The following is a 24,521-nucleotide window of genomic DNA, read 5'->3' on the forward strand; positions in this document are numbered from 1 at the left end:
CAGGATCGGAGGAAATGACGGAAGAAACAAGTACTATTGATGCGCCCCGTGGCCAGGGCGCATCGGATCATCAATGCAGAATTTTGGCCAGGAAGTCTTTGGCACGCTCGGACTGCGGGTTGTTGAAGAAGTCATCTTTATTGGTGTCTTCCACAATTTTCCCCTCATCCATAAAGATCACCCGGTGGGCCACTTTACGGGCAAAGCCCATTTCGTGGGTCACCACCATCATGGTCATCCCTTCCTGCGCCAGCTTGACCATCACGTCCAGCACTTCGTTGATCATTTCCGGATCGAGCGCCGAGGTGGGCTCATCAAACAGCATGGCGATCGGATCCATACACAACGCACGGGCAATCGCCACGCGCTGCTGCTGGCCACCAGAGAGCTGCCCAGGGAACTTTTCGGCATGTGCCGACAGGCCCACGCGCTCTAACAGTTTTAGGGCTTTATCGCGTGAGGCAGCCTTGTCGCGCTTGAGCACTTTAACCTGCGCCAGTGTCAGGTTTTCAATGATCGACAGGTGAGGGAACAGTTCGAAATGCTGGAACACCATCCCCACTTTGGAGCGCAGTTGCGCCAAGTTGGTGCTCTTACTGTTGACCTGAATGCCGTTAACCTCGATATCGCCTTTCTGGATCGGCTCAAGCCCGTTGACGGTTTTAATCAGGGTCGATTTGCCTGAACCGGAAGGACCGCAGACCACCACCACTTCGCCTTTTTTGACTTCGGTGGAGCAGTCGGTCAGAACCTGAAAGTGACCGTACCACTTAGAAACATTTTTCAGGGATATCATCAAACAGTCCTTTTCTTCAAATAGCTTACCAGCGCCGAGGCGGCGAGACTGATAACAAAATAGACCAAACCGGCGAACAGGATCATTTCCACCTGCGTACCGTCACGCTCACCAATGGTTGACGCGGTGCGGAAGAAGTCGGCCAGGCTTAGTACGTACACCAGCGAGGTATCCTGGAACAACACGATCCCCTGGGTCAGCAGCAGCGGCACCATCGCACGGAATGCCTGCGGCAGTATCACCAGCCGCATCGATTGCCACTGGGTCATGCCCAACGCCAGCGAGGCAGAGGATTGACCGCGCGAGACGCTTTCAATGCCTGCCCGGATAATTTCCGAGTAGTAGGCGGCTTCAAACAGCGAAAAGGCTACCATAGCCGAGATAAGGCGAATATCGGTTTTCGGTGATAGCCCAAGAACTTGTTGTAATAAGCTTGGAACCACCAGATAGAACCACAGCAGCACCATCACCAGCGGCACGGAGCGGAACAGGTTGACGTACAGCGCCGCAAACCAGCTGATCGGTTTGATCGGCGATAGGCGCATCACCGCCAGAACGGTGCCCCAGAGAATACCGAACACAATAGCCGTCACGGTGATTTTCAGCGTGACGACCAACCCTTGCAGCAGATACGGGAAGCTTGGGACAATCGATCCCCAATCAAATTGGTACATTATTTACTCCCCATATGGCCAGGTAACTGCACTTTCTTCTCGACAATACGCATAAACAGCATGATCACGGCGTTGATAGCGACATAGGCGAGGGTGATGGCAGTAAAGGATTCATAGGCGTGTGCGGAGTAATCCAGCAGCTTCCCGGCCTGAGCGGCCATATCCACCAGCCCGATGGTTGAGGCAATGGCGGAGTTTTTTACCAAGTTGAGCATTTCCGAGGTCATCGGCGGCACGATCACCCGATAGGCATTGGGCAGCAGCACGTAGCGATAGGTTTGTGGCAGCGTCAGGCCCATTGCCAGCCCGGCCGCCTGCTGGCCGCGGGGCAGGGATTGGATTGCGGCACGCACCTGTTCGCAAACGCGCGCAGCGGTAAACAGCCCAAGGCACAGCATGGAAGAAACAAAGAATTGCACGTTGGGATCGAGCTCACTCTTGAACCACATGCCGAGATCGGCTGGCAGCAGCTCCGGCATTACCAGATACCAGGTAAAGAATTGCACGATTAGCGGCACGTTACGGAACAGTTCGACGTAACAGGTACCTAGTGAGGAGAGAAAACGGTTGGGTACGGTACGCAAGATACCGAACAGTGAACCGACAAAGAAGGCAATAATCCATGCACAGACGGAGAGGGCGACCGTAACCTGAAAGCCGGACCAGATCCAGCCCAGGTAGGTGGTATTCCCAAACGGGGCCTGCTGCAGAAAGATACCCCAGTTCCAATCTATTGACATAACGAACTCCGGTATACAGGTGCAGAACACCTTACAACTAGATACCCGTCGTCTTTCAAGCTACAGCGTTGTTACCTGCACTCACTCACCCCAGTCACTTACCCAAAAGTAAGCTCCTGGGGATGAGTGAGCTTGGTGCCTAGCTGTAACTTGAAATCCATAGGGTATAAACTGGTCAGGCTTTTGAGTTTTACCTTTTTATATTAATTAGTTCAGTGCTTTGTCGTTTGGTTCTTTAAACAACTGCTTCATGTCGTCAGACAGGTCGAAGTTCATGTTGAGGTTTTTCGGTGGGATTGGCTGTTTGAACCAGACCTCGAACCATTTGGCAGCCTGGCCAGAGGTTTGAGCCTGAGCGATGGTTTCATCCACCAGTTTTTTGAACTCGGGATCGTCTTTACGCATCATGCAGCCATAGGCTTCTTTGGACTGTGGAGTGGCAATGATTTCCCACTGATCCGGCTGTTTGGCCTTGGCGCGTTCGCCTGCCAGCAGGGCATCATCCATCATAAACGCCACTGCACGGCCACTTTCCAGGGTGCGGAAGGAATCGCCGTGGTCTTTGGCACTGATGATGCGCATTTTCATCTGATCTTTGTCGTTCAGCTTGTTGAGCAACACTTCGGAAGTGGTGCCTGAAGTGACGACCACGGCTTTACCGGCCAGATCTTTAAAGTCTTTGATATCGGAGCCTTTCTTGACCAGCAGACGGGTACCGACGACGAAGATGGTATCAGAGAATGCCGCCTGTTTCTGGCGCTCGAGGTTGTTGGTGGTGGAGCCACACTCAAAATCGAAGGTGCCGTTTTGCAACAGCGGAATGCGGTTTTGCGAGGTGATCGGCAGCATTTTCACCTGCAGATTAGGTTCGTTCAATTTCGTCTTGATGGCATCAACGATTTGGTTGGAATAGTCCTGGGAGTAACCCACAACTTTCTGCTGATTATCGTAGTAGGAGAACGGAACTGAGGATTCACGGTGGCCAACAACAATCACGCCGTTATCTTTGATTTTCTTCAGCGTACCGGTCAGTTCTTCCGCATGGGCTACGCTACTCGCCATCCCGATCAGCAGTAACGATAACGCCAATTTGCGCATTTGCATGGTCCAACTCCTATGCTGTTGTGATTGCCCGCTCTCAGTGAGGGCGGGTTAATACGGCTGAGCTATAAAGATAGTCCTAATGCCGATTTACGATAGAAAATAACCGATTGTGAACAAGATGAAACCAAATTGTTTCATTTTTTGCGACATCACGCGCACCAAATGAATGCAATAAACTCCTGATGCACCACTGAGGTGCGAGCCTTGCGCTGGAGTTGTGCACGGATGCGACAAGATATCAGTAAAAGTAAATCAGCAACGTTCTACAGGGTAATTAAAGCAAGGAGCATGCCAGAAACATCATAAGGGGAGGGGGCAACAAGAAATGAAGAGGGCACGATAAGGTACCGTGCCCGAAGAGAACTTACCTGCGGCGCCAGCTAATGAGCAGCGCGATGCCACCCAGCAGCACGGTGATGATCCACACTGGCGCAGAGCCAAGGCGGGCATACGGCGTGATGCCGGTAGTTGGTGTCACCTTCACTTCCAGCACCTTGCGGGTGAACTGTGGGATGGATGCCAACACTTCGCCGGTTGGGCCAACGACGGCGGTGATACCGTTATTGGTGCTACGCAGCAACGGCCTGCCCAGCTCCAATGAACGCATACGCGCCATCTGGAAGTGCTGCCATGGGCCGATGGAATGGCCGAACCAGGCATCGTTGGACACGGTCAGCAGGAAGTTGGTATCCGGACGGAAGTTGTCGCGCACCTGCTGGCCCAGCACGATTTCATAGCAGATGGCTGCCGTCAGGTTGTAACCGCGCACGCTGAGCTGTGGCTGCACATAATTACCACGGCTGAACGAGGACATCGGCAGGTCGAATAACGGAGCCAATGGGCGCAGCAGCGCTTCCAACGGCACAAACTCACCAAATGGCACCAGGTGATGTTTGTCATAGCGATTGGCTGCCGGGTAGCTGTAAGGCTGTTCCTCGCCAAGCACGATCACGCTGTTGAAGAACTGCGTACCTTGCTGCGTAGCACGAGCGTCTACAATGCCGGTGATCAGGCTGCTGTTCTTGGCGCGCATCAGATCGTCCATCATGGTCAGGAAACCGTTCTGATTGCTCTCCACATCGGGAATAGCGGACTCTGGCCAGATGATGATTGGCGCTTTGCCCATCAACGGACGGCTCTCATCCAGATAGGTTTGCAGCGTACTGAGCAACGCCTTCGGATCCCACTTCATCGACTGTTCGATATTGCCCTGCACCATGGCGACATTCACCGCTTTATCCGGCTGCGGCGTAAACCAGTGGATCTGGCGCAGTGGCCACGGCAGCAACAGCATGGCGACAGCAATCACCGCCGGAGTGATGCGCCGCTGATTGAGGGCAAATACCAGCAGGCCGCTGAGCGACATCAGGAGCAGAGTGATCGCATCCACGCCCAGCAATGGCGCAATGCCTTTCAGCGGACCGTCGATCTGGGTATAACCGAATTGCAACCACGGGAAACCGGTCAGCACCCAACCGCGCAGGAACTCGGTCAGTTGCCATAGAGCCGGAGCGGCAATGGCCAGTCGCCACCAGGTGGTACGTGGCCAGACTCGCGTCAGCAAACCGGCGAACAGCCCGGTATACAGCGAAAGATAGGCGGCCAGCAGCACGACCAGGAAGATATTGATGGCAAACGGCATACCGCCGAAATCGGCAATGCTGACGTAAACCCAGTTCACGCCGCTACCGAACAGCCCCATACCCCAGCAGAAACCGAGCAGGGCGGATTGTTTGGTGGTGCGGTTGAGGGTCACGGCCAGCAGGCCGAACAGCGAAGCAATGGCCGCAGGCCAGATATCGTAAGGGGAGAAGGCCAGCGTGCCACAGGCACCGGTCAAAAGCGCCAGTAGGGCGCGAACCCACTGGCGATCAAGTAATGAGGCTTTAGCCATGTGTAAGTTATTCTTCCAGTTTCGGTTGCGGGGCATCGTCCGGAATTTTGACATGAACCTGGATGATACGTCGACTGTCGGCCATTGCAACTTTAAAGAGGTAACCTTCGATTTCAATGGTTTCCCCACGCGCTGGCAGGTGGCCGAAGGCTTGCATCACCAGGCCGCCGATGGTGTCCACCTCATCGTCGCTGAAATGGGTGCCGAAGATGTCGTTGAAGTCTTCGATCGGCGCCAGCGCCCGCACGGTGAACATGTGGCGGCTCAGTTGGCGAACGTCACGATCTTCCTCATCGTCATATTCGTCTTCAATTTCCCCGACAATCAGCTCCAGAATGTCTTCAATGGTCACCAGGCCAGAGACACCGCCGAATTCATCAATGACAATCGCCATGTGATAGCGCTGGGAGCGGAACTCCTTGAGCATCCGGTCAACCCGCTTGCTTTCCGGTACCACCACGGCGGTACGCAGCACCTTGTCGATGCTGAACGGCTCGGAGTCTGCGCGCATAAACGGCAGCAGGTCCTTGGCCATCAGAATGCCTTCGATGTGATCTTTATCTTCGCTGATCACCGGGAAGCGCGAGTGGGCGGATTCGATAATCACGTCCAGGCACTCTTCCAGCGTTTGGTTGCGCTTGAGCGTCACCATCTGGGAGCGCGGGATCATGATGTCGCGCACGCGCTGCTCGGCGATATCCATCACGCCTTCCAGCATGTCACGGGTATCGGGATCGATCAGGTCGTTTTGCTCGGAATCACGGATCAGCTCTACCAGATCGCCACGATTTTTAGGTTCACCGTGGAACAGCTGGTTAAGGATAAGAGTAAAGAACCCCTTTTTGGGACTGGGGCTGTCATTGCTTTGTGAATGGTCGTCGCTCATGGCGTTTTAGTTAATATCACTCTATTGAGTTATCAAAATTAGCGACAGCCCCAGTCGGGGCTGCGGGGTGCTCAGCTAACATCAGGTGGGATCTTTTTCCGCGAGGTAAGGGTCTGGGTAACCCATCTCCTGCATTATCTCGGTTTCCAAAGATTCCATTTCTTCGGCTTCATCGTCTTCGATGTGGTCATACCCTAGCAGATGAAGGCTACCGTGAACAACCATATGCGCCCAGTGTGCTTCCAGCGCTTTCTGTTGCTCAACCGCTTCCTGTTCAACCACTTGACGGCAAATAATCAAATCACCCAACAGCGGCAGTTCGATTCCCGGCGGCGCCTCGAACGGGAATGATAACACGTTGGTGGGCTTGTCTTTACCACGATAGGTTAGATTCAGCTCATTGCTTTCCGCCTCATCCACCAAGCGGATGGTGACTTCGGCCTCTTCCTGAAACTGTGGCAATACCCCTTCCAGCCAGCGCTGGAAGGTGGTTTCATCCGGTAATCCTTCACTGCTGGCGCAGGCAATTTGTAAATCCAGAATAACCTGGCTCATGGTGTTTCCTGTTCGGAGGCAACCGGTGCCTCACGTCTACGTTGTTCGGCGATGGCATCTTTGCGTTTTTGTTCGGCGGCTTCCCAGGCTTCATAGGCGACCACCACACGGGCCACAACCGGGTGACGCACCACGTCTTCGCTGTGGAAGAAGTTAAAGCTGATCTCTTCCACCTCAGACAGCACTTCCACCGCGTGGCGCAGGCCGGATTTTTGATTACGTGGCAGGTCGATCTGGGTCACGTCGCCGGTGATCACCGCTTTCGAGTTGAAACCGATACGCGTCAGGAACATCTTCATCTGTTCGATGGTGGTGTTCTGGCTTTCATCGAGAATGATAAAAGCGTCATTCAGCGTACGGCCACGCATGTAGGCCAGCGGCGCTACTTCGATCACGTTACGCTCGATCAGCTTTTCCACGCGCTCGAAGCCCAGCATTTCAAACAGGGCGTCATACAGCGGGCGCAGATACGGGTCGACTTTCTGGCTCAGATCTCCAGGCAGGAAGCCCAGCTTCTCGCCAGCTTCAACCGCCGGGCGGGTCAGCAGGATACGCCGGATTTCCTGGCGCTCCAGTGCATCTACCGCAGCCGCAACCGCCAGATAGGTTTTACCGGTACCCGCCGGGCCAACACCAAAGGTGATGTCATGGGCGAAAATATTGGCGATGTATTGCGCCTGGTTAGGCGTGCGGGGCTTCACCATGCCGCGTTTGGTCTTGATGGTGACCGATTTGCCGTAATCCGGCACGCTGTCTGCCACCTGCTCCAGCACCCGGCTCTCTTTGATGGCCAGGTGGATCTGTTCCGGATCGATATCAGGGGTCACGCCACGGATCGGCGCGGTATCCACATACAGATGGCGCAGAATATCGGCGGCGGCAACCACGCACAGGTTTTTACCGACCAGCTTGAAACGGTTGTCACGGCGGTTGATTTCAATCCCCAGTCGACGTTCGAGTTGTTTGATGTTGTCATCAAACGGGCCGCACAGGCTCAACAGGCGTTGGTTGTCTGCGGGCTCCAACAGGATTTCTTGTGTTGCGACGTTCAAACGATTCCTCAAGGCTCAACAGGGCCTGGTTGATGTCACGTAACGCGATTTCAGCGCGGGCATTCAGGGCAACCCCTGAACTGCTCTATCCTGAATTATTCATGGTGTACCGCACTGGCGCAAGTTTACCTCTGATCTATCTGTGCGCAGCGGCGGGAATTCAAGGGGAAAGGGGCAGAATTGGGCCAAATAGTTTGGCCCAACAGCAGGTTAACAGCGGAAATCAGTTCTTCTTCACAAATTCGGATTTCAGCTTCATCGGGCCAAAGCCGTCGATCTTACAATCGATGTTGTGATCGCCTTCCACCAGGCGGATGTTTTTCACCTTGGTGCCGATCTTCAACATGGAAGAGCTGCCTTTGACCTTCAGATCCTTGACCACGGTCACCGCATCGCCATCGGCCAGCAGGTTACCGTTGGCATCTTTGACAATCAGGGTATCGGCATCTTCAACGGCCACGCTGTCGCTCCACTCATGGGCGCACTCAGGGCAGATGAACAGGGCGTTATCCTGGTAGGTGTATTCGGAATTGCACTTCGGGCAGTGTGGGAGTTGCATTATTGTGTCGCCTTATCATCAAAATAAAAAAACAAAATTACCGGACAGAGACTGCCCGGCAGAGAAAAGGAAAATGCCAAGGTGGCGGGGCGATCAGGGTTGGTAGCTACCGACGCCCAGCTCATCTTCCTTACGGGTACGTGCAATCACCGCTTGAGGGGATTGATGCACGCGCAGTTCCATCTGCTGTTCGGTGCGGATCAGGGTACCGCGCAGAGAATTGGTTAACACTTCAGTAATTTCGACGTCGACGAACTGGCCGATCAAATCTGGTGTGCCTTCAAAGTTGACCGTCCGATTGCATTCGGTGCGGCCAGAGAGTTCCATCAAGCTCTTGCGTGAGGTGCCCTCGACCAGAATACGCTGCACGGTGCCCAGCATACGGCGGCTGAACTGCATCACCTGCTGGTTGATCCGTTCTTGCAGCAGATACAGACGCTGTTTTTTCTCTTCTTCGCTGACGTCGTCAACCATGTCTGCCGCCGGAGTGCCGGGGCGCGAAGAGTAGATAAAGCTGAAGCTGGTGTCGAAATTCACCTGGGCAATCAGGTTCATGGTCTGTTCAAAGTCGGCCTGGGTTTCCCCTGGGAAACCGATAATGAAATCGGAGCTGAACTGGATATTGGGCCGTGCCTGACGCAGCTTACGGATAATCGCTTTGTATTCCAGCGCCGTGTGGGCACGTTTCATCATGGTCAGAATGCGATCTGAACCGCTTTGTACCGGCAGATGCAGGAAGCTGACCAGCTCGGGCGTATCTTCATACACCGCAATAATGTCGTCGCTGAACTCAATCGGGTGGCTGGTGGTGAAGCGGATACGATCGATCCCGTCGATAGAGGCCACCAGGCGCAGCAGTTCGGCAAATGAGCAGATGCCACCGTCAAAGGTTGCGCCACGATAGGCGTTGACGTTCTGGCCAAGCAGGTTCACTTCACGTACACCTTGGGCGGCCAACTGAGCGACTTCAAACAGGACATCATCGCTTGGGCGGCTGACTTCTTCACCGCGGGTGTAAGGTACTACGCAGAAAGTACAGTATTTGTTGCAGCCTTCCATAATCGAGACAAAGGCGGTTGGCCCATCGGCACGAGGTTCCGGCAGGCGGTCGAACTTTTCGATTTCCGGGAAGCTGATGTCCACGATTGGGCTATGCGAACCGCGCACATGGTTGATCATCTCCGGCAGGCGGTGCAATGTCTGCGGGCCAAAAACGATGTCAACGCAGGGCGCGCGCTGGCGCAGATGCTCTCCTTCCTGTGAAGCAACGCAGCCGCCGACGCCAATAATCAGGTCAGGGTTGTTTTTTTTCAGCTGCTTCCAACGGCCCAGCAACGCGAAAACCTTTTCCTGCGCCTTCTCGCGGATCGAGCAGGTATTGAGCAGCAACACATCCGCTTCTTCAGCGTTTTCAGTCCACTCGAAGCCGTGTGTGCTTCCCAGTAAATCTGCCATTTTCGATGAGTCGTACTCATTCATCTGGCAGCCCCAGGTTTTGATATGTAGTTTTTTCGTCATTGACTTGCCATTACTCAGTGCGGAGAGAAAATTGCGTTACGCGCCATGCAGGAGGGTCATTGTAATCATTTGGCGCGCTGGTGACCAGCGACGTGGCAGTAGCATGCGACCTGAAGCCAGATTAAAAATCCGGTACACTGAGCCAAGATGCCTAATTAACCAAAAGTATAGCCAAAATGAACACTTCTCAAAAACGCTTTGATGCCGTGGTGGTTGGCGGTGGGATGGTAGGAGCCGCCGCCGCGCTGGGGCTGGCTCGCGCCGGATTATCGGTCGCTTTGTTAGAGCACGAGGCTCCCGATACGTTCGATCCCCAAAGCCCGCCTGACCTGCGGATCTCCGCTATTGGCTGCACCTCTGTTGGTTTGTTGAAGCAGCTTGATGCCTGGCCTGCGGTGTTGCAGATGAGATCGGCACCGTATCGCAGGCTGGAAACCTGGGAATGGGAGTCCTCTCGGGTGGCGTTTGATGCGGCCACGCTGGGGCTGCCAGAGTTGGGTTTCATGGTCGAGAACCGTATTTTGCAGCTCGCCCTATGGCAGCAGTTGGCGCATTGCGAAAATTTAACGCTGTACTGCCCCGCCAGGCTGCAGGCGATGCATCGAGTCGATGACCAATGGCAGGTGACGTTAAGCTCGTCAGAGACCCTACAGGCGCGTTTGGTGGTGGGTGCCGATGGTGCTCACTCACAGGTACGCAAACTGGCGGCGATTGGCACCAGCGGTTGGCAATACCGCCAGGCGTGTATGTTGATCACCGTGGAAACCGACCAACCGCAGCAGGATGTGACCTGGCAGCAATTCCTCCCGTCTGGCCCACGCGCGTTCCTGCCGCTGTACGACCAGTGGGCAACGCTGGTGTGGTATGACAGCCCGCAGCGTATTCGTCAGTTGCAGGCGTTACCTATGGCGCAACTCGAACAAGAGATTGCGGCAGCTTTCCCATCCCGCTTGGGCACGGTGAAGGCTCATGCCGCCGGATCTTTCCCACTGGTGCGCCGCCACGCGCAACGCTATGTGCAATCCGGGCTGGTGCTGCTCGGCGATGCTGCGCATACCATCAACCCGCTGGCCGGGCAGGGCGTGAACCTTGGCTATCGCGATGTGGATGCGTTACTGGAGATCGTGGGCGACGCCCGTGAGCAGGGAGAGGATTGGGCGAGTGAAGAGGTGCTGATGCGCTATCAGCGCCGTCGTCGCACCGATAACCTGCTGATGCAAAGCGGCATGGATCTGTTCTATACCGCTTTCAGCAATAACCTGGCTCCGCTGGGCGTAGCGCGCAATCTGGCACTGATGGTGGCGGAAAGGGCGGGCAAGCTGAAAGAGCGGGCGCTGAAGTATGCTTTAGGTCTGTGATGACATGGGGCGCCGCATGTTGCGCCCATTAATCCAAACGCAGAAACTCAGAAAAGCAAAAAGCCCGCCGAAGCGAGCTTTTCTAAATTTGGCTGGGGTGCCAGGATTCGAACCTGGGTATGCTGGTATCAGAAACCAGAGCCTTACCGCTTGGCGACACCCCAATTGTAAAGCAGAAAGCATGGTGGCTACGACGGGATTTGAACCTGTGACCCCATCATTATGAGTGATGTGCTCTAACCAGCTGAGCTACGTAGCCATTTTATGTTGCTGGTTAACGGTGTTGTATGGCTGGGGTACCTGGATTCGAACCAGGGAATGCTGGTATCAAAAACCAGTGCCTTACCGCTTGGCGATACCCCAATAACACAATTAACTTTTTTACTGCGCCCCATCCTGAAAAGATGGCTGGGGTACCTGGATTCGAACCAGGGAATGCTGGTATCAAAAACCAGTGCCTTACCGCTTGGCGATACCCCAATAGCATAATCAACTTTTTTACAGCGTTCCATCTGAGAAGATGGCTGGGGTACCTGGATTCGAACCAGGGAATGCTGGTATCAAAAACCAGTGCCTTACCGCTTGGCGATACCCCAATAGCATAATCAACTTTTTTACAGCGTTCCATCTGAGAAGATGGCTGGGGTACCTGGATTCGAACCAGGGAATGCTGGTATCAAAAACCAGTGCCTTACCGCTTGGCGATACCCCACCTGCTGTATGCGCGACGATGAAAGAAAATGGTGCGGGAGGCGAGACTTGAACTCGCACACCTTGCGGCGCTAGAACCTAAATCTAGTGCGTCTACCAATTTCGCCACTCCCGCAAAAAAGATTGGTGGCTACGACGGGATTCGAACCTGTGACCCCATCATTATGAGTGATGTGCTCTAACCAACTGAGCTACGTAGCCATCTTTTTCGCTCAACCTTCATCGGCGTTGCGGGGCGCATTATGCGTATATGGCCGATTTGCGTCAACTAGTTTTTTCCCGAAAAAGCGACTGGGCGGCTTGTTTGTCTGGGTTGTGAACAGTATGGTGATAAAAGCGGCAGTTCGGAGGGTTAACGGTTGAAAACATCCACAAAAAAGCGGGCCATCAGGCCCGCCGAAGGTAAGTGGTGACGGTTTACTTATAGGCTGACTGGTGCACGCCTACGGCGCGGCCTGATGGGTCGTCCATCTTTTTGAAGGATTCGTCCCATTCAATGGCTTTTGCCGATGAGCAGGCTACGGAAGGGCCGCCAGGGACACATTCCGCCGCGCTCGGCAGTGGGAACAGCTCTTCGAAAATCTCGCGGTACAGGTAGCCTTCTTTGCTGTTTGGCGTGTTGTACGGGAAGCGGAAACGTGCGGTTTCAAGCTGTTGATCGCTAATCTGCTTGGCAGCGACTTCTTTTAGCGTATCGATCCAGCTGTAGCCGACACCGTCGGAGAACTGTTCTTTCTGGCGCCAGGCCACGCTAGCTGGCAGATAAGACTCGAAGCATTGGCGAATAATGTGCTTCTCCATCTTGCCGTTGCCACACATTTTATCCTGCGGGTTGATGCGCATCGCCACGTCCAGGAAGTTTTTATCCAGGAACGGCACGCGAGCTTCTACCCCCCAGGCAGACATCGCTTTGTTGGCACGAGCGCAGTCGTACATATGCAGCGCCAGCAGTTTACGCACGGTTTCCTCGTGGAATTCTTTGGCATTTGGCGCCTTATGGAAGTACAGGTAGCCGCCGAACACCTCATCCGCCCCTTCGCCAGACAGCACCATCTTGATGCCCATCGCTTTAATCTTGCGTGACATCAGATACATTGGCGTGGAGGCGCGGATGGTGGTGACGTCGTAAGTTTCGATGTGGTAGATCACATCGCGGATGGCATCCAGGCCTTCCTGCACCGTGAAGTGGATTTCATGATGGACGGTGCCAAGGTGGTTAGCGACCTCTTGAGCAGCACGCAGATCCGGGGAACCTTCCAGCCCGACGGCGAAGGAGTGCAGCTGCGGCCACCAGGCTTCACTGCGCTCATCATCTTCTACCCGGCGTGCAGCATATTTTTTGGTGATGGCAGAGATCACCGAGGAATCCAGCCCGCCGGAGAGCAACACGCCGTACGGCACGTCGGACATCAGGTGGCTTTTTACCGACTCTTCCAGCGCGTTGCGCAGGGCGTTGGCATCGGTGACGTTGTCTTTGACGTTGTCATAGTCGAACCAGTCACGCTGGTAGTATTCGCGGATTTCACCGTCCTGGCTCCACAGGTAGCTGCCCGCCGGGAATTCCTTAATGCTACGGCAGACCGGCACCAGCGCCTTCATCTCAGAAGCGACATACAGGTTGCCGTGCTCATCGTGCCCCATATACAGCGGGATGATGCCGAGGTGGTCGCGGCCAATCAGGTAAGCGTCTTTTTCAGTGTCGTATAGGGCAAAGGCGAACATGCCTTGCAGATCGTCCAGGAAGTTCGGGCCTTTTTCCTGATACAGCGCCAGGATCACTTCGCAGTCGGAGCCGGTCTGAAATTGATAGTGCTCACCCAACTGCTGACGCAGGGCCTGATGGTTATAAATTTCACCGTTAACCGCCAATACGTGGGTATGCGCAGCGTTGTACAGCGGTTGGGCACCGTTATTTACGTCAACAATCGACAGGCGCTCGTGAACCAGAATGGCTTTATCGCTGGCGTAGACGCCGGACCAGTCAGGGCCGCGATGGCGCATCAGGCGCGACAATTCCAACGCTCTTTTACGCAATTCAACCGGATCGGACTTCAGATCGAGCACACCGAAAATAGAACACATACAAACTCTCCTAACGACATTTTATGGCGGTGATGTGATGTACAGCGCGCCTGCATGTAAAGTCAACGGTGCGGCTTTGCTGCCTTCTGATAATGAAAATGCGTCAAAAGCTGAGGTGTATGCAAGCGATTTAACGTTACGCTGAAAAATAGTCTTGAGGTGTGGTGTTAAAATTAATGGATATTCATTTTTATGCGGTAAAAATTATCGAATATATAATTTATAGCCGAGTAAGGAAGGTGTGGGCAAAATTTTAAGGTGTTCTTTGGTGATTCGGTGTTCGGTGTTTCCCTCACTCCGACCCTCAGCCCTGTGGGAGAGGGTTAGGGTGAGGGGCTATTGCTTACGGCTTAAAAAATGGTGATATCCGCCACGGAAGGGAAGATATAGCTCGGGCGGAACGGCATGGCTTCAACATCGTTCAGCGTCGAGACGCCAGACAGCACCAGCACGGTTTCAAGCCCGGCCTGGAAACCAGCCAGGATATCGGTGCGCAGGTTATCCCCGACAATGACCGTCTCTTCCGAATGTGCCTGCATCTTGTTCAGCGCCGCGCGGATGATCCACGGGCTAGGCTTGCCAACATAAAACGGCTTACGACCGGTGATCTTCTCGATTGGTGCACACAGTGCTCCACAGGCCGGGGTAAAGCCGTGGCCGTGGGTATCCGGGTTGGTGGCGATAAACCGAGCCCCGTTGTTCACGAAGAAGGCCGCTTTATGCATCATGTCCCAGTTGTACGAACGGGTCTCACCCACGATCACGAAATCCGGGTTGATATCGGTGATGGTAAAGCCGGCTTTGTAGAGTTCGTGGATCAGTGCGCCTTCGCCTACTACATAGGCTTTTTTACCTTCCTGACGGCGCAGGAAATCGGCTGTTGCCATGGCTGAGGTATAAAACGCGCTTTCTGGCACGTCCAGACCTGCGGCGGCAAAGCGGTTGGCCAGATCCTGGGCGGTTTGCGAAGGGTAGTTGGTTAGCACCACCAACGGCATCCCTTGTTCCTGAATACGGGCCAGGAACAGATCGGCACCCGGGATCGGAGTATTGTCATGCAGCAGCACGCCGTCGATGTCACATATCACGTTTTTGATAGTCATTGTTGCTGGTCTCATGATGAACGGCAGGGCAAAAAAGCCAGAAGTGCATCCCTGCCAAACAGGCAGTTTAACTTTCTAGCAGCCGTTGGAGAAGTACACCGTTGAGCATTGCCCGTTTAGCCAAGGCAAAAGCACCAATCGCTGAACGATGGTTGAGTTCGGAAGTAACGACCGGCAGGTTTCTGCGAAAATCCGTCAGCACCTGGGTGTTGATGCAGCTTTGGATGGCGGGTAACAGCACTTTATCCGCTTCGGTGATTTCACCGGCGATCACCACTTTTTGCGGGTTGAACAGGTTGATGGCGATGGCTACCGCTTTGCCCAGATAGCGGCCAACGTGTTCGATCACTTCGCTGGCCAGCAAATCTCCGCGATTGGCGGCTTTGCAGATGGCGGCAATGCTACAGTCCTCCAGCGTCATTTTGCTTGGGTAGCCCTGAGTCAGCAGGTGACGTACGCGCTGTTCGATAGCGGCGTTGGCCGCCACGGTTTCCAGGCAACCGAAGTTACCGCAGTGGCAGCGCTCGCCGAGGGGATCGATTTGAATATGGCCAATCTCCCCCACGTTGCCGTTATTGCCAAGGAAAATTTGGCCGTTGACGATGATCCCGGCGCCGGTACCCCGGTGCAGGCGCACCAGAATGGAGTCTTCACAATCCCGGGTAGCCCCGAAGTAGTGCTCCGCCAAGGCCAGGCTGCGGATATCGTGGCCGACAAAACTGGTGACGTTGAAGCGTTGCTGAAGATGATCGACCAACGCCCAGTTATCGACGCTGATGTGCGGCATATAGCGCACCACGCCTAAAGCCGGATCGACCAGACCAGGCAGGATCACGGCAATGGCGATCAGTTCGCGCAGTTTGCGCTGGTAACTTTCGATAAACTGCGTAATGGCGTTGAACAGTGCGTTTTCCAGTGTCTCCTGGGTGCGCTCCGGCAGAGGGTAGTGCTCCTCTCCGAGCGACTTACCACCCATATCGTACAGGGTGATGGTGGCATCGTGACGGCCCAGGCGGACGGCAACGGTGTGGAAATTGCGGGTTTCACTGACAATGGAAATGGCACGGCGACCCCCGGTGGAGGCTTGCTGATCGACCTCTTTGATCAGCCCGCGCTCCAACAGTTGGCGAGTAATTTTAGTGACGCTGGCGGGGGCAAGCTGGCTGAGTTCGGCAATCTGAATGCGCGAAATCGGACCTTGCTGGTCGATCAGGCGATACACTGCTGCGCCGTTAAGTTGCTTAACTAAATCAACATTCCCTATTTGTGCTTGTCCGCCAGTGCTCATCAATCATTCTACTCGCTGTTCATGGATTAAACCTCGTTGCCGTTAACGAGGGTCTTGGTGATTTGGTAATCACGGGTAAAGGCGGTCAGGTTGGCGACCTTGCCGGCTTCGATGGTGCCTAAACGCTGTTCGACACCGATAGCGCGAGCCGGGTAGAGCGTTGCCATACGCAGTGCTTCGTCCAGCGCGATACCGACATGCTCTACGCTGTTTTGCACCGCTTCAATCATGGTTAGTGCGGAGCCGCTCAGGGTGCCGTTTTCGTCAACGCACAGGCCGTCACGATAATATATGGTTTTACCCGCGAAAATAAACTGGTCGATATCCGCGCCCGCTGGTGCGGTAGCATCGGTAACCAGAACCAATTTATCACCTTTTATCCGCTTGGCGTTACGGATACTCGCCCAGGCCACGTGATGCCCATCGGCAATGATGCCGGTATACACTTCTGGCGTGTCGAAGATTGCGCCCATCAGGCCCGGTTCGCGGCCACTGATGTACGGCATGGCATTGTACAGATGAGTGGCGAAGGTAACGCCTGCGGCGAAACCCACGCGTGCCTGATCGTAAGTGGCGTTGGAGTGGCCTGCGGACACTACGATACCGGCGTCGCTCAGCTGTTTGATAAAGTGTGGTTCCACCATTTCTGGCGCCAGGGTCACTTTGCTGATCACGTCGGCATTGGCACACAGGTAGTCGATCATCTCGCTGGTAGGCTTGCGGATAAACGCCGGGTTGTGGGTGCCTTTCTTCTCCAGGCTCAGGTACGGCCCTTCCAGATGCAGGCCAAGGGCCTGATTGGGATGGTTCTTCAGATAAGCGCGCATCACGTTGATGCCGTGCTTCATATAATCGTCGCTACAGGTGATCAGCGTTGGTAGATAGCTGGTACAGCCGGATTTCTCGTTGGCGCGCTGCATGATTTCCAGCGTGGTTTCCGAGATGGCTTCCAGCGAGTCGTTAAATTGCACGCCGCCGCAGCCGTTAAGCTGCACGTCGATAAAACCGGGGGCTAGGATGGCGCCACCCAGATCGCGCGTTTCGATGCCTGCTGGCAGCTCGGCCAGTGGGCAGACTCGTTCAATCAGGCCATCAGCAATCACTACCGCATGGTCATCAAGCACGTCGTGGCCGGTAAAAATCCGGCATTGGGTTAAAGCGAACATGTAGCCCCCTGCAAAAAATTAAAGACTATTAACGCTTTCCGCTTCCAACTCGCGGAAATACTTAACGGTTTTCACCTTCAGCTCCATGGTGGATGGTTCGTCACAAACCACCACGGCTTTGGCATGCAGCTGCAGGCAGCTAATGGTCCACAGATGGTTGATGCTGCCTTCCACTGCGGCTTCCAGCGCTTGCGCCTTGCCACGACCGGTGACCAGGATCATCACTTCTTCCGCATCCAGCAGGGTACCCACGCCGACGGTCAAGGCATATTTTGGCACCTGGCTTACATCACCGTCGAAGAAGCGGGAGTTGGCGATGCGGGTTTCTTCGGTCAGCGTTTTGATACGGGTGCGTGAAGCCAGGGAAGACGCTGGTTCGTTGAACGCAATGTGGCCATCGAAGCCTACGCCGCCCATGAACAGGTGAACTTTGCCGTAGGCTTTCATCTTGGCTTCGTACTGACGGCACTCTTCGTCAACGTCTGGTGCGTTGCCGTTCAGCAGGTTGATATTTTCACGTGGGATATCAACGTGGTCGAAGAAGTTACGGTACATGAAAGTGTGGTAGCTTTCCGGGTGTTCCTGCGGCAGGCCAACATATTCATCCATGTTGAAGGTGACGACGTGCTTGAAGCTGACTTCACCAGCTTTGTGCATCGCGATCAGGTGTTTGTAAGCTTCCAGCGGGGTGCCACCGGTTGGCAGGCCAAGGACGAACGGGCGATCTGCGGTCGGTTTGAAGGCGTTGATACGCTGAACGATATGGCGTGCGGCCCATTTGCCGACTTGGGTTGTGTCTTGTAGTGGGATAAGTCTCATCGTACACCTCTAGGTAGAATAAACTGTGGCTATACTGGTACGGGCAACAACCGTAGCTTAAAGCGTAACTCAGCTTTGTGAAGCGGGTATTCGAGATTACTGTCCGTTGATTTTTTGAATGATAAAATAAGTTTTGTGCGATGGCTAGCAATGTGGCAGTTAAACACTACTTTTTGGTGACATTTGTCACAAAAAAGGAGGTTTTAATTTGCGATACGAAATAATTTTTTTACACTCCGCATGAGTGATACGTGCCAAGCGTTATTTCTAAAAAGGTAGTGAGTTATCTCAATAAACTGCCAATAGGGTCCGGCATCGGACGAATAGGGGGAAAAGGTGAACATTCTTAGTTATTTACAAAAGGTGGGTCGGGCCTTGATGGTTCCGGTAGCCACACTGCCTGCCGCAGCCATCCTGATGGGTGTCGGCTACTGGATTGACCCGGTTAGCTGGGGTGGGGACAACGCTCTGGCAGCCTTGTTCATCAAATCTGGTTCGGCCATTATCGATCATATGTCGGTCCTGTTCGCCATTGGTGTGGCTTACGGTATGTCCAAAGACAAAGACGGTGCTGCTGCACTGACCGGTTTTGTCGGCTTCCTGGTAGTGACCACGCTGTGTTCACCTGCCGCCGTGTCAATGATTCAGAAGATCCCTCTCGATCAGGTTCCTGCCGCCTTTGGCAAAATTGAGAACCAGTTCGTGGGTATCCTGGTGGGTATCATTTCTGCCGAAGTCTACAACCGTTTTAGCGGTGTTGAACTGCCGAAAGCGCTGTCGTTCTTCAGTGGCCGCCGTCTGGTGCCAATCCTCATCTCCTTCCTGATGATCCTGGTTGCCTTCATCCTGATGTACATCTGGCCGGTGGTGTTCAACGGCCTGGTCAACTTTGGTGAGCAGATCCAAAAACTCGGCTCTGCCGGTGCCGGTATCTACGCCTTCTTCAACCGTCTGTTAATTCCGGTCGGTCTGCACCATGCACTGAACTCGGTATTCTGGTTTGACGTTGCCGGTATTAACGATATCCCTAACTTCCTGGGTGGCTCACAGTCTATCGAAGCGGGTAAAGCCACTGTCGGTATCACTGGTCGTTACCAGGCGGGCTTCTTCCCAATCATGATGTTCGGTCTGCCGGGTGCAGCACTGGCCATCTACCACTGCGCACGTCCTGAGAACAAAGCGAAAGTGCTGGGTATCATGATGGCGGGGGCGTTCGCTGCCTTCTTCACCGGGATCACTGAGCCGCTGGAATTCTCCTTCATGTTCGTTGCTCCTGTGCTGTATGTGATCCACGCCATTCTGACCGGTATCTCTGTCTACATCGCGGCCAGCATGCAGTGGATTGCCGGTTTTGGCTTCAGTGCCGGTCTGGTGGATATGGCGTTGTCATCACGTAACCCACTGGCGACTCAGTGGTACATGCTGATCCCGCAAGGCCTGGTGTTCTTCGCTATCTACTATGTGGTCTTCCGCTTCACCATCAAAAAATTCAACCTGATGACCCCAGGCCGTGAACTGGCAGTGGCCGGTGACGAAACCGACGGTTATGACGTAGATGCCGCAGCTGGTAAGAACGAAGATGAAACCACTACCCTGGCTCGTCGCTATGTGAGCGCCATCGGGGGTTCTGACAACTTGACCGGGATTGATGCCTGTATCACCCGTCTGCGTCTGAACGTTAAAGATTCTGCGTTGGTGAACGATGCTCTGGCTAAACGCTTGGGCGCCTCTGGCGTGATCCGTCTGAACAAACAAAGCGTGCAGGTGATTGTCGGTACTCGTGCCGAACTGATTGCCAGTGCGATGACTAAAGTGGTTGCAGCAGGCCCGGTAGCGGCAGCCTCTGCACCAGCTACCGCTGCTGCTGCGGCAGAAGTCAAACCGCAGGCCGTACCTAATGTCACTAAAACCTTGTTGGAAGCGCTGGTGGCGCCGATAACCGGTGAAGTGATTGCCCTGGAGCAGGTGCCGGACGAAGCCTTCGCCAGCAAAGCGGTTGGTGACGGTTTGGCTATTCGCCCAACCGATAAAACCGTCGTGGCGCCAGCTGATGGCACCGTGGTGAAGATCTTCAACACCAATCACGCTTTCTGCCTGGAAACAGACAAGGGCGCGGAGATCGTCGTGCACATGGGTATCGACACCGTGGCGCTGAACGGTCAGGGCTTCAAACGCCTGGTGGAAGAGGGTGCAGAGGTGAAAGCAGGTCAGCCAATCCTGGAAATGGATCTGGAATACCTGAACGCCAATGCGCGCTCAATGATCAGCCCGGTCGTCGTCAGCAATGCTGATGACTATGCTGGCCTGACAGCACTGGCAACCGGCAATGTGGTTGCTGGCCAGACCAAGCTGTTCGAGATCCAGAAATAAGTTGGGTTTAACCCTGGCACCGCCCGGGTATTAAACGGGCGGTGAGCAGTATCAGCGGGAAAAGAGCGATCTTTTCCCGCTTTTTTTGTTTTTGCACCACGGGAACTTGACGAATAACGGTTGTTTCTGGGCTCTGCTTATTGGAACATAGAGGCTATATGTGTAGCGCTTTGCATTTGAGGAATAGTGACATGAGTGAGGCAGAAGCCCGCCCAACCAATTTTATCCGTCAGATCATTGATGAAGATCTGGCATCAGGGAAGCATGCGTCGGTGCATACCCGTTTCCCACCGGAGCCTAATGGCTATCTGCATATCGGCCATGCCAAGTCCATTTGCCTGAACTTTGGTATCGCCAAGGATTATCAGGGCCAATGTAACCTGCGCTTCGATGACACCAACCCGGTAAAAGAAGACATCGAATTTGTCGACTCCATCAAGCACGATGTGGAGTGGTTAGGCTTTACCTGGAGCGGCGACGTTCGTTATTCCTCGGACTATTTCGATCAACTGCACCAGTATGCGGTTGAGCTGATCAACAAGGGCCTGGCCTATGTTGATGAACTTTCTCCCGAGCAGATCCGTGAATATCGTGGCTCGCTGACGGCTCCGGGCAAAGACAGCCCGTACCGTACCCGCACGGTTGAAGAGAACCTGGCGCTGTTTGAGAAGATGCGTAACGGTGAGTTTGCCGAAGGCACTGCTTGCCTGCGCGCCAAGATCGATATGGCCTCGCCGTTTATCGTGATGCGCGATCCGGTGATCTACCGCATCAAGTTTGCGGAGCACCATCAGACCGGCAACAAATGGTGCATCTATCCGATGTACGATTTCACCCACTGCATTTCCGATGCGCTGGAAGGGATCACTCATTCGCTGTGTACCCTGGAGTTCCAGGATAACCGCCGTCTGTACGACTGGGTGCTGGATAACATCACCATCCCTTGCCATCCGCGTCAGTACGAGTTCTCACGCCTGAATCTCGAATACGCCATCATGTCCAAGCGCAAGCTGAGCCAACTGGTGACCGAGAAGGTTGTAGAAGGTTGGGATGACCCACGGATGCCGACCGTTTCCGGCCTGCGTCGTCGTGGCTACACGGCCGCCTCCATTCGCGAGTTCTGCCTGCGTATCGGCGTCACCAAACAGGATAATAACGTCGAGATGATGGCGCTGGAGTCCTGTATTCGTGACGATCTGAATGAGCACGCACCGCGCGCGATGGCCGTGCTGGATCCGGTGAAGGTGATCATTGAGAACATGTCGCAAGACGTGGAAATGGTGACTATGCCTAACCACCCGAGCCAGCCGGAAATGGGCAGCCGTGAAGTGCCGTTCAGCCGCGAGGTGTATATCGACCGTGCAGACTTCCGTGAAGAAGCCAACAAACAGTACAAACGCCTGGTGCTGGGCAAAGAAGTGCGCCTGCGTAATGCGTATGTGATCAAGGCCGAACGCGTAGAGAAGGATGCGGAGGGCGAAATCACCACCATTTTCTGCACCTACGATCCTGAAACGCTGAGCAAAGATCCTGCCGATGGCCGCAAGGTGAAAGGTGTGATCCACTGGGTGTCTGCGGCACACGCTTTACCGGCAGAAATTCGCCTGTACGATCGTCTGTTCAGCGTGGCTAATCCGGCGGCGGCAGAGGACTTCCTCGCCACCATCAACCCGGAATCGCTGATTATCAAGCAAGGCTTTGTCGAGCCAAGCCTGGCGGGTGCTCAGCCGGAAAAAGCCTACCAGTTTGAGCGTGAAGGCTATTTCTGTGCCGACAGCCGCTATTCTACGGCCGAACGCCTGGTGTTTAACCGCACCGTAGGCCTGCGCGATACCTGGGCTAAGATTGGCGCCTAAGCGTTAATTTGCCATCGCTTGTTAAAGCGCAGCTTCGGCTGCGCTTTTTTTGTCTTCTAAACCAACCCCTCCCTTTTTTGCCATTTACCCTCCCTGACGTCACTTGATTGTCGCCGTGAATTAACCCGTTTTATCGTGAGTTTGTTCTTATTATTCTTTCTTATATATTCGTGATGCGAATTAATATCATTTGTAGAGCGCTCTCATTTTTGCACCGAATAGCCGCTTTTGTCGTGCTGAAACCTTTCAATTAACAAGTAATTAGCTTGTTAATATCTCTATTATATGATTTTGTTGATTTTTTTATCAAGAAAGTGACGCTGATCATTATTGTAACTAAATATCATCAATGTGTGCACCTTGTCATACTTTGACAAATCTATCTCACTTTTCATTTGATAATTCGCGTCGCGAAAAATAGTCTAGCTACAGCATTAAGGCCGAGGTGAATTTCATCACCCGGCACAATTTTACCCGATTCGGGTTTTTTATTAGCGACCGTGCAGGGCAGTGGTGAACGCAGGCGGGCGCACTTTAAAGTCAAGTCAAAGAGGAATTTTCTTATGGGTACGCACGGTGCTCAGCGTAAAACGCTGGCGCTCGCTGTCGCGGGTGCAATATTAGGAAGCGGATTCGTCATGGCCCCAGAAGCACAGGCTGAAGGGTTTATCGACGATTCTACGCTGACCGGTGGGGTGTATTACTGGCAACGTCAACGGGATCGTAAAGACGTTGAAACCGGTGATTTTAAAACCAACCTCTCTCACTCTACCTGGAACGCCAACCTGGATTTCACCTCCGGCTATGCGGCGGACATGTTTGGTATCGATGTGGCGGCGTTCACCGCCATCGAAATGGCAGAATCCAGCGAGAGTGGCCACCCGAACGAAATCGCGTTCTCCAGCCGTAACCGTACCTATGACGAAGATTACTCCGGCGATAAAAGCGGTATCAGCCTGTATAAAGCGGCCGGTAAGTTCAAGTATGGCCCGGTCTGGGCGCGTGCCGGTTATATCCAGCCAAGCGGGCAAACGTTGCTGGCCCCGCACTGGAGCTTTATGCCGGGTACCTACCAGGGGGCTGAAGCCGGTGCCAACTTTGACTATGGCGATTCAGGTGCGCTGAGTTTCTCCTACATGTGGACCAACAAGTACAAAGCGCCTTGGCACATCGAGATGGACGACTTCCGTCAGAACGATCGCAAGACCGACGTTTCCTACCTGCACTCGCTGGGTGCCAAATACGATTTCAAAAACGATCTGGTGCTGGAAGCCGCGTTTGGCCAGGCGCAAGGCTACGTGAATCAGTATTTCACCAAGGCATCTTACAAGTTTGACCTGGCTGGTAACCCGATGACTACCAGCTACCAGTTCTACGGTGCTGAAGACCGCATCGGTGATAATCGCGATCCTAACAGCATCTATGATGGCCTGGCGTGGTTGCAGGCGCTGACCTTCGGTTACATCACCGGCCAGTTCAACTGGCGTCTGGAAGGCACCATGGTCAAGGCGGAAGGTAACCAAGGCTTCTTCCTGCAGCGTATGACCCCAACCTATGCCTCCTCAAACGGCCGCCTCGATATCTGGTGGGATAACCGCTCCGACTTTAACGCCAACGGCGAAAAAGCCGTGTTCGGTGGCGTGATGTATGACCTGAGCAACTGGAACCTGCCTGGCATGGCCGTCGGCGCTTCCTACGTTTACGCCTGGGACGCCAAGCCAAGCACCAACCCGATTTACGATCAGAGCCAGCGCCTGAGAGAGAGCGCTTACAGCCTGGATGCGATGTACACCATGCAGGACGGACGTGCCAAAGGCACCCTGTTCAAACTGCACTTCACGCAGTATGACAACCATTCCGATATCCCAAGTTGGGGCGGTGGTTACGGCAACATCTTCCAGGACGAGAAAGACGTCAAATTCATCGTTATCGCACCGTTCACCATCTTCTAATGCGCTCCCCGGTGGCCAGGCTGCCGGGGAAATGCCAC

The 24,521-nt window shown here is 54.1% G+C and carries 19 protein-coding genes and 8 tRNA genes; 4 read left to right on the forward strand and 23 right to left on the reverse strand.

Annotated features, from left to right (window positions below; genetic code table 11):
* Positions 1-70 precede the first annotated feature (70 nt).
* From KAJ71_RS06175 to miaB, 10 genes are all read right to left on the reverse strand, one after another.
* Complete coding sequence (locus tag KAJ71_RS06175; RefSeq protein WP_248944913.1) at positions 71-796, reverse strand: amino acid ABC transporter ATP-binding protein; 726 nt, start codon at positions 794-796, stop codon at positions 71-73.
* On the reverse strand, positions 796-1,470 hold the full coding sequence (gene gltK / locus KAJ71_RS06180) for a glutamate/aspartate ABC transporter permease GltK (protein WP_021805327.1): 675 nt from the start codon (positions 1,468-1,470) through the stop codon (positions 796-798). The genes KAJ71_RS06175 and gltK overlap by 1 nt, the downstream gene beginning before the upstream one ends.
* A complete protein-coding gene (locus tag KAJ71_RS06185; RefSeq protein ID WP_024483197.1) occupies positions 1,470-2,210 on the reverse strand; it encodes an amino acid ABC transporter permease in 741 nt (246 codons plus the stop codon). The genes gltK and KAJ71_RS06185 overlap by 1 nt, the downstream gene beginning before the upstream one ends.
* Positions 2,211-2,417: 207 nt before the next feature.
* The gene (locus KAJ71_RS06190) at positions 2,418-3,314 is read right to left on the reverse strand and encodes an amino acid ABC transporter substrate-binding protein (RefSeq protein WP_248944914.1); all 897 of its coding nucleotides are present in this window, start codon (positions 3,312-3,314) and stop codon (positions 2,418-2,420) included.
* Positions 3,315-3,678: 364 nt separating this feature from the next.
* A complete protein-coding gene (lnt, locus tag KAJ71_RS06195; RefSeq protein ID WP_248944915.1) occupies positions 3,679-5,208 on the reverse strand; it encodes an apolipoprotein N-acyltransferase in 1,530 nt (509 codons plus the stop codon).
* A gap of 7 nt (positions 5,209-5,215) precedes the next feature.
* Positions 5,216-6,094, reverse strand: a complete 879-nt coding sequence (corC, locus tag KAJ71_RS06200) for a CNNM family magnesium/cobalt transport protein CorC (RefSeq protein WP_024483194.1) — start codon at positions 6,092-6,094, stop codon at positions 5,216-5,218.
* Between the two features lie 81 nt (positions 6,095-6,175).
* A complete protein-coding gene (gene ybeY / locus KAJ71_RS06205) occupies positions 6,176-6,649 on the reverse strand; it encodes an rRNA maturation RNase YbeY (protein ID WP_248944916.1) in 474 nt (157 codons plus the stop codon).
* Positions 6,646-7,701: a PhoH family protein gene (locus KAJ71_RS06210; protein WP_024483192.1), complete on the reverse strand. Its 1,056-nt coding sequence runs from the start codon at positions 7,699-7,701 to the stop codon at positions 6,646-6,648. Before KAJ71_RS06210 ends, ybeY begins: the two co-directional genes overlap by 4 nt.
* A 223-nt stretch (positions 7,702-7,924) precedes the next feature.
* Entirely contained in the window at positions 7,925-8,260 is a 336-nt protein-coding gene (locus KAJ71_RS06215) for a zinc ribbon domain-containing protein YjdM (RefSeq protein ID WP_248944918.1), read from the reverse strand.
* A 93-nt stretch (positions 8,261-8,353) separates the two neighbouring features.
* Complete coding sequence (gene miaB, locus KAJ71_RS06220; protein WP_024483191.1) at positions 8,354-9,778, reverse strand: tRNA (N6-isopentenyl adenosine(37)-C2)-methylthiotransferase MiaB; 1,425 nt, start codon at positions 9,776-9,778, stop codon at positions 8,354-8,356.
* A 176-nt stretch (positions 9,779-9,954) separates the two neighbouring features.
* Here miaB and ubiF point away from each other — a divergent pair, with 176 nt between their 5' ends.
* Entirely contained in the window at positions 9,955-11,136 is a 1,182-nt protein-coding gene (gene ubiF / locus KAJ71_RS06225) for a 3-demethoxyubiquinol 3-hydroxylase (RefSeq protein ID WP_248944919.1), read from the forward strand.
* Positions 11,137-11,225: 89 nt separating this feature from the next.
* Here ubiF and KAJ71_RS06230 read toward each other — a convergent pair.
* The 13 genes from KAJ71_RS06230 to nagB form a co-directional block, all read right to left on the reverse strand.
* Positions 11,226-11,300 (reverse strand) — tRNA-Gln (locus KAJ71_RS06230).
* A gap of 18 nt (positions 11,301-11,318) precedes the next feature.
* A tRNA-Met gene (locus KAJ71_RS06235) sits at positions 11,319-11,395 on the reverse strand.
* A 29-nt stretch (positions 11,396-11,424) separates the two neighbouring features.
* A tRNA-Gln gene (locus KAJ71_RS06240) sits at positions 11,425-11,499 on the reverse strand.
* A 42-nt stretch (positions 11,500-11,541) separates the two neighbouring features.
* Positions 11,542-11,616 (reverse strand) — tRNA-Gln (locus tag KAJ71_RS06245).
* A 41-nt stretch (positions 11,617-11,657) separates the two neighbouring features.
* Positions 11,658-11,732: transfer RNA gene (locus tag KAJ71_RS06250), tRNA-Gln, on the reverse strand.
* A 41-nt stretch (positions 11,733-11,773) separates the two neighbouring features.
* Positions 11,774-11,848, reverse strand: a tRNA-Gln gene (locus KAJ71_RS06255).
* Between the two features lie 29 nt (positions 11,849-11,877).
* A tRNA-Leu gene (locus KAJ71_RS06260) sits at positions 11,878-11,962 on the reverse strand.
* A 9-nt stretch (positions 11,963-11,971) separates the two neighbouring features.
* Positions 11,972-12,048 (reverse strand) — tRNA-Met (locus KAJ71_RS06265).
* 216 nt (positions 12,049-12,264) lie between these two features.
* Complete coding sequence (asnB, locus tag KAJ71_RS06270; RefSeq protein WP_021179986.1) at positions 12,265-13,929, reverse strand: asparagine synthase B; 1,665 nt, start codon at positions 13,927-13,929, stop codon at positions 12,265-12,267.
* 350 nt (positions 13,930-14,279) lie between these two features.
* Positions 14,280-15,032, reverse strand: a complete 753-nt coding sequence (locus KAJ71_RS06275; RefSeq protein WP_248944920.1) for an HAD-IIA family hydrolase — start codon at positions 15,030-15,032, stop codon at positions 14,280-14,282.
* A gap of 67 nt (positions 15,033-15,099) precedes the next feature.
* Positions 15,100-16,320 carry a DNA-binding transcriptional regulator NagC gene (nagC, locus tag KAJ71_RS06280; RefSeq protein ID WP_248944921.1) on the reverse strand — a complete coding sequence of 407 codons (1,221 nt, stop codon included), beginning with the start codon at positions 16,318-16,320 and terminating at the stop codon, positions 15,100-15,102.
* A 26-nt stretch (positions 16,321-16,346) separates the two neighbouring features.
* Positions 16,347-17,486 (reverse strand): N-acetylglucosamine-6-phosphate deacetylase, encoded by a 1,140-nt coding sequence (gene nagA / locus KAJ71_RS06285; protein ID WP_248944922.1) that lies wholly within the window; start codon positions 17,484-17,486, stop codon positions 16,347-16,349.
* Between the two features lie 18 nt (positions 17,487-17,504).
* On the reverse strand, positions 17,505-18,305 hold the full coding sequence (gene nagB / locus KAJ71_RS06290) for a glucosamine-6-phosphate deaminase (protein ID WP_248944923.1): 801 nt from the start codon (positions 18,303-18,305) through the stop codon (positions 17,505-17,507).
* Between the two features lie 336 nt (positions 18,306-18,641).
* Here nagB and nagE point away from each other — a divergent pair, with 336 nt between their 5' ends.
* The 3 genes from nagE to chiP all read left to right on the forward strand — a co-directional run bounded on the left by nagE (position 18,642) and on the right by chiP (position 24,483).
* The gene (gene nagE, locus KAJ71_RS06295) at positions 18,642-20,675 is read left to right on the forward strand and encodes an N-acetylglucosamine-specific PTS transporter subunit IIBC (protein ID WP_248944924.1); all 2,034 of its coding nucleotides are present in this window, start codon (positions 18,642-18,644) and stop codon (positions 20,673-20,675) included.
* A gap of 191 nt (positions 20,676-20,866) precedes the next feature.
* On the forward strand, positions 20,867-22,531 hold the full coding sequence (gene glnS, locus KAJ71_RS06300; RefSeq protein WP_248944926.1) for a glutamine--tRNA ligase: 1,665 nt from the start codon (positions 20,867-20,869) through the stop codon (positions 22,529-22,531).
* A gap of 563 nt (positions 22,532-23,094) precedes the next feature.
* Positions 23,095-24,483, forward strand: a complete 1,389-nt coding sequence (chiP, locus tag KAJ71_RS06305; protein WP_248944927.1) for a chitoporin ChiP — start codon at positions 23,095-23,097, stop codon at positions 24,481-24,483.
* Positions 24,484-24,521: the final 38 nt, after the last annotated feature.

The sequence above is a fragment of the Serratia silvae genome (genome assembly GCF_023282985.1).
Taxonomy (GTDB): domain Bacteria; phylum Pseudomonadota; class Gammaproteobacteria; order Enterobacterales; family Enterobacteriaceae; genus Chania; species Chania silvae.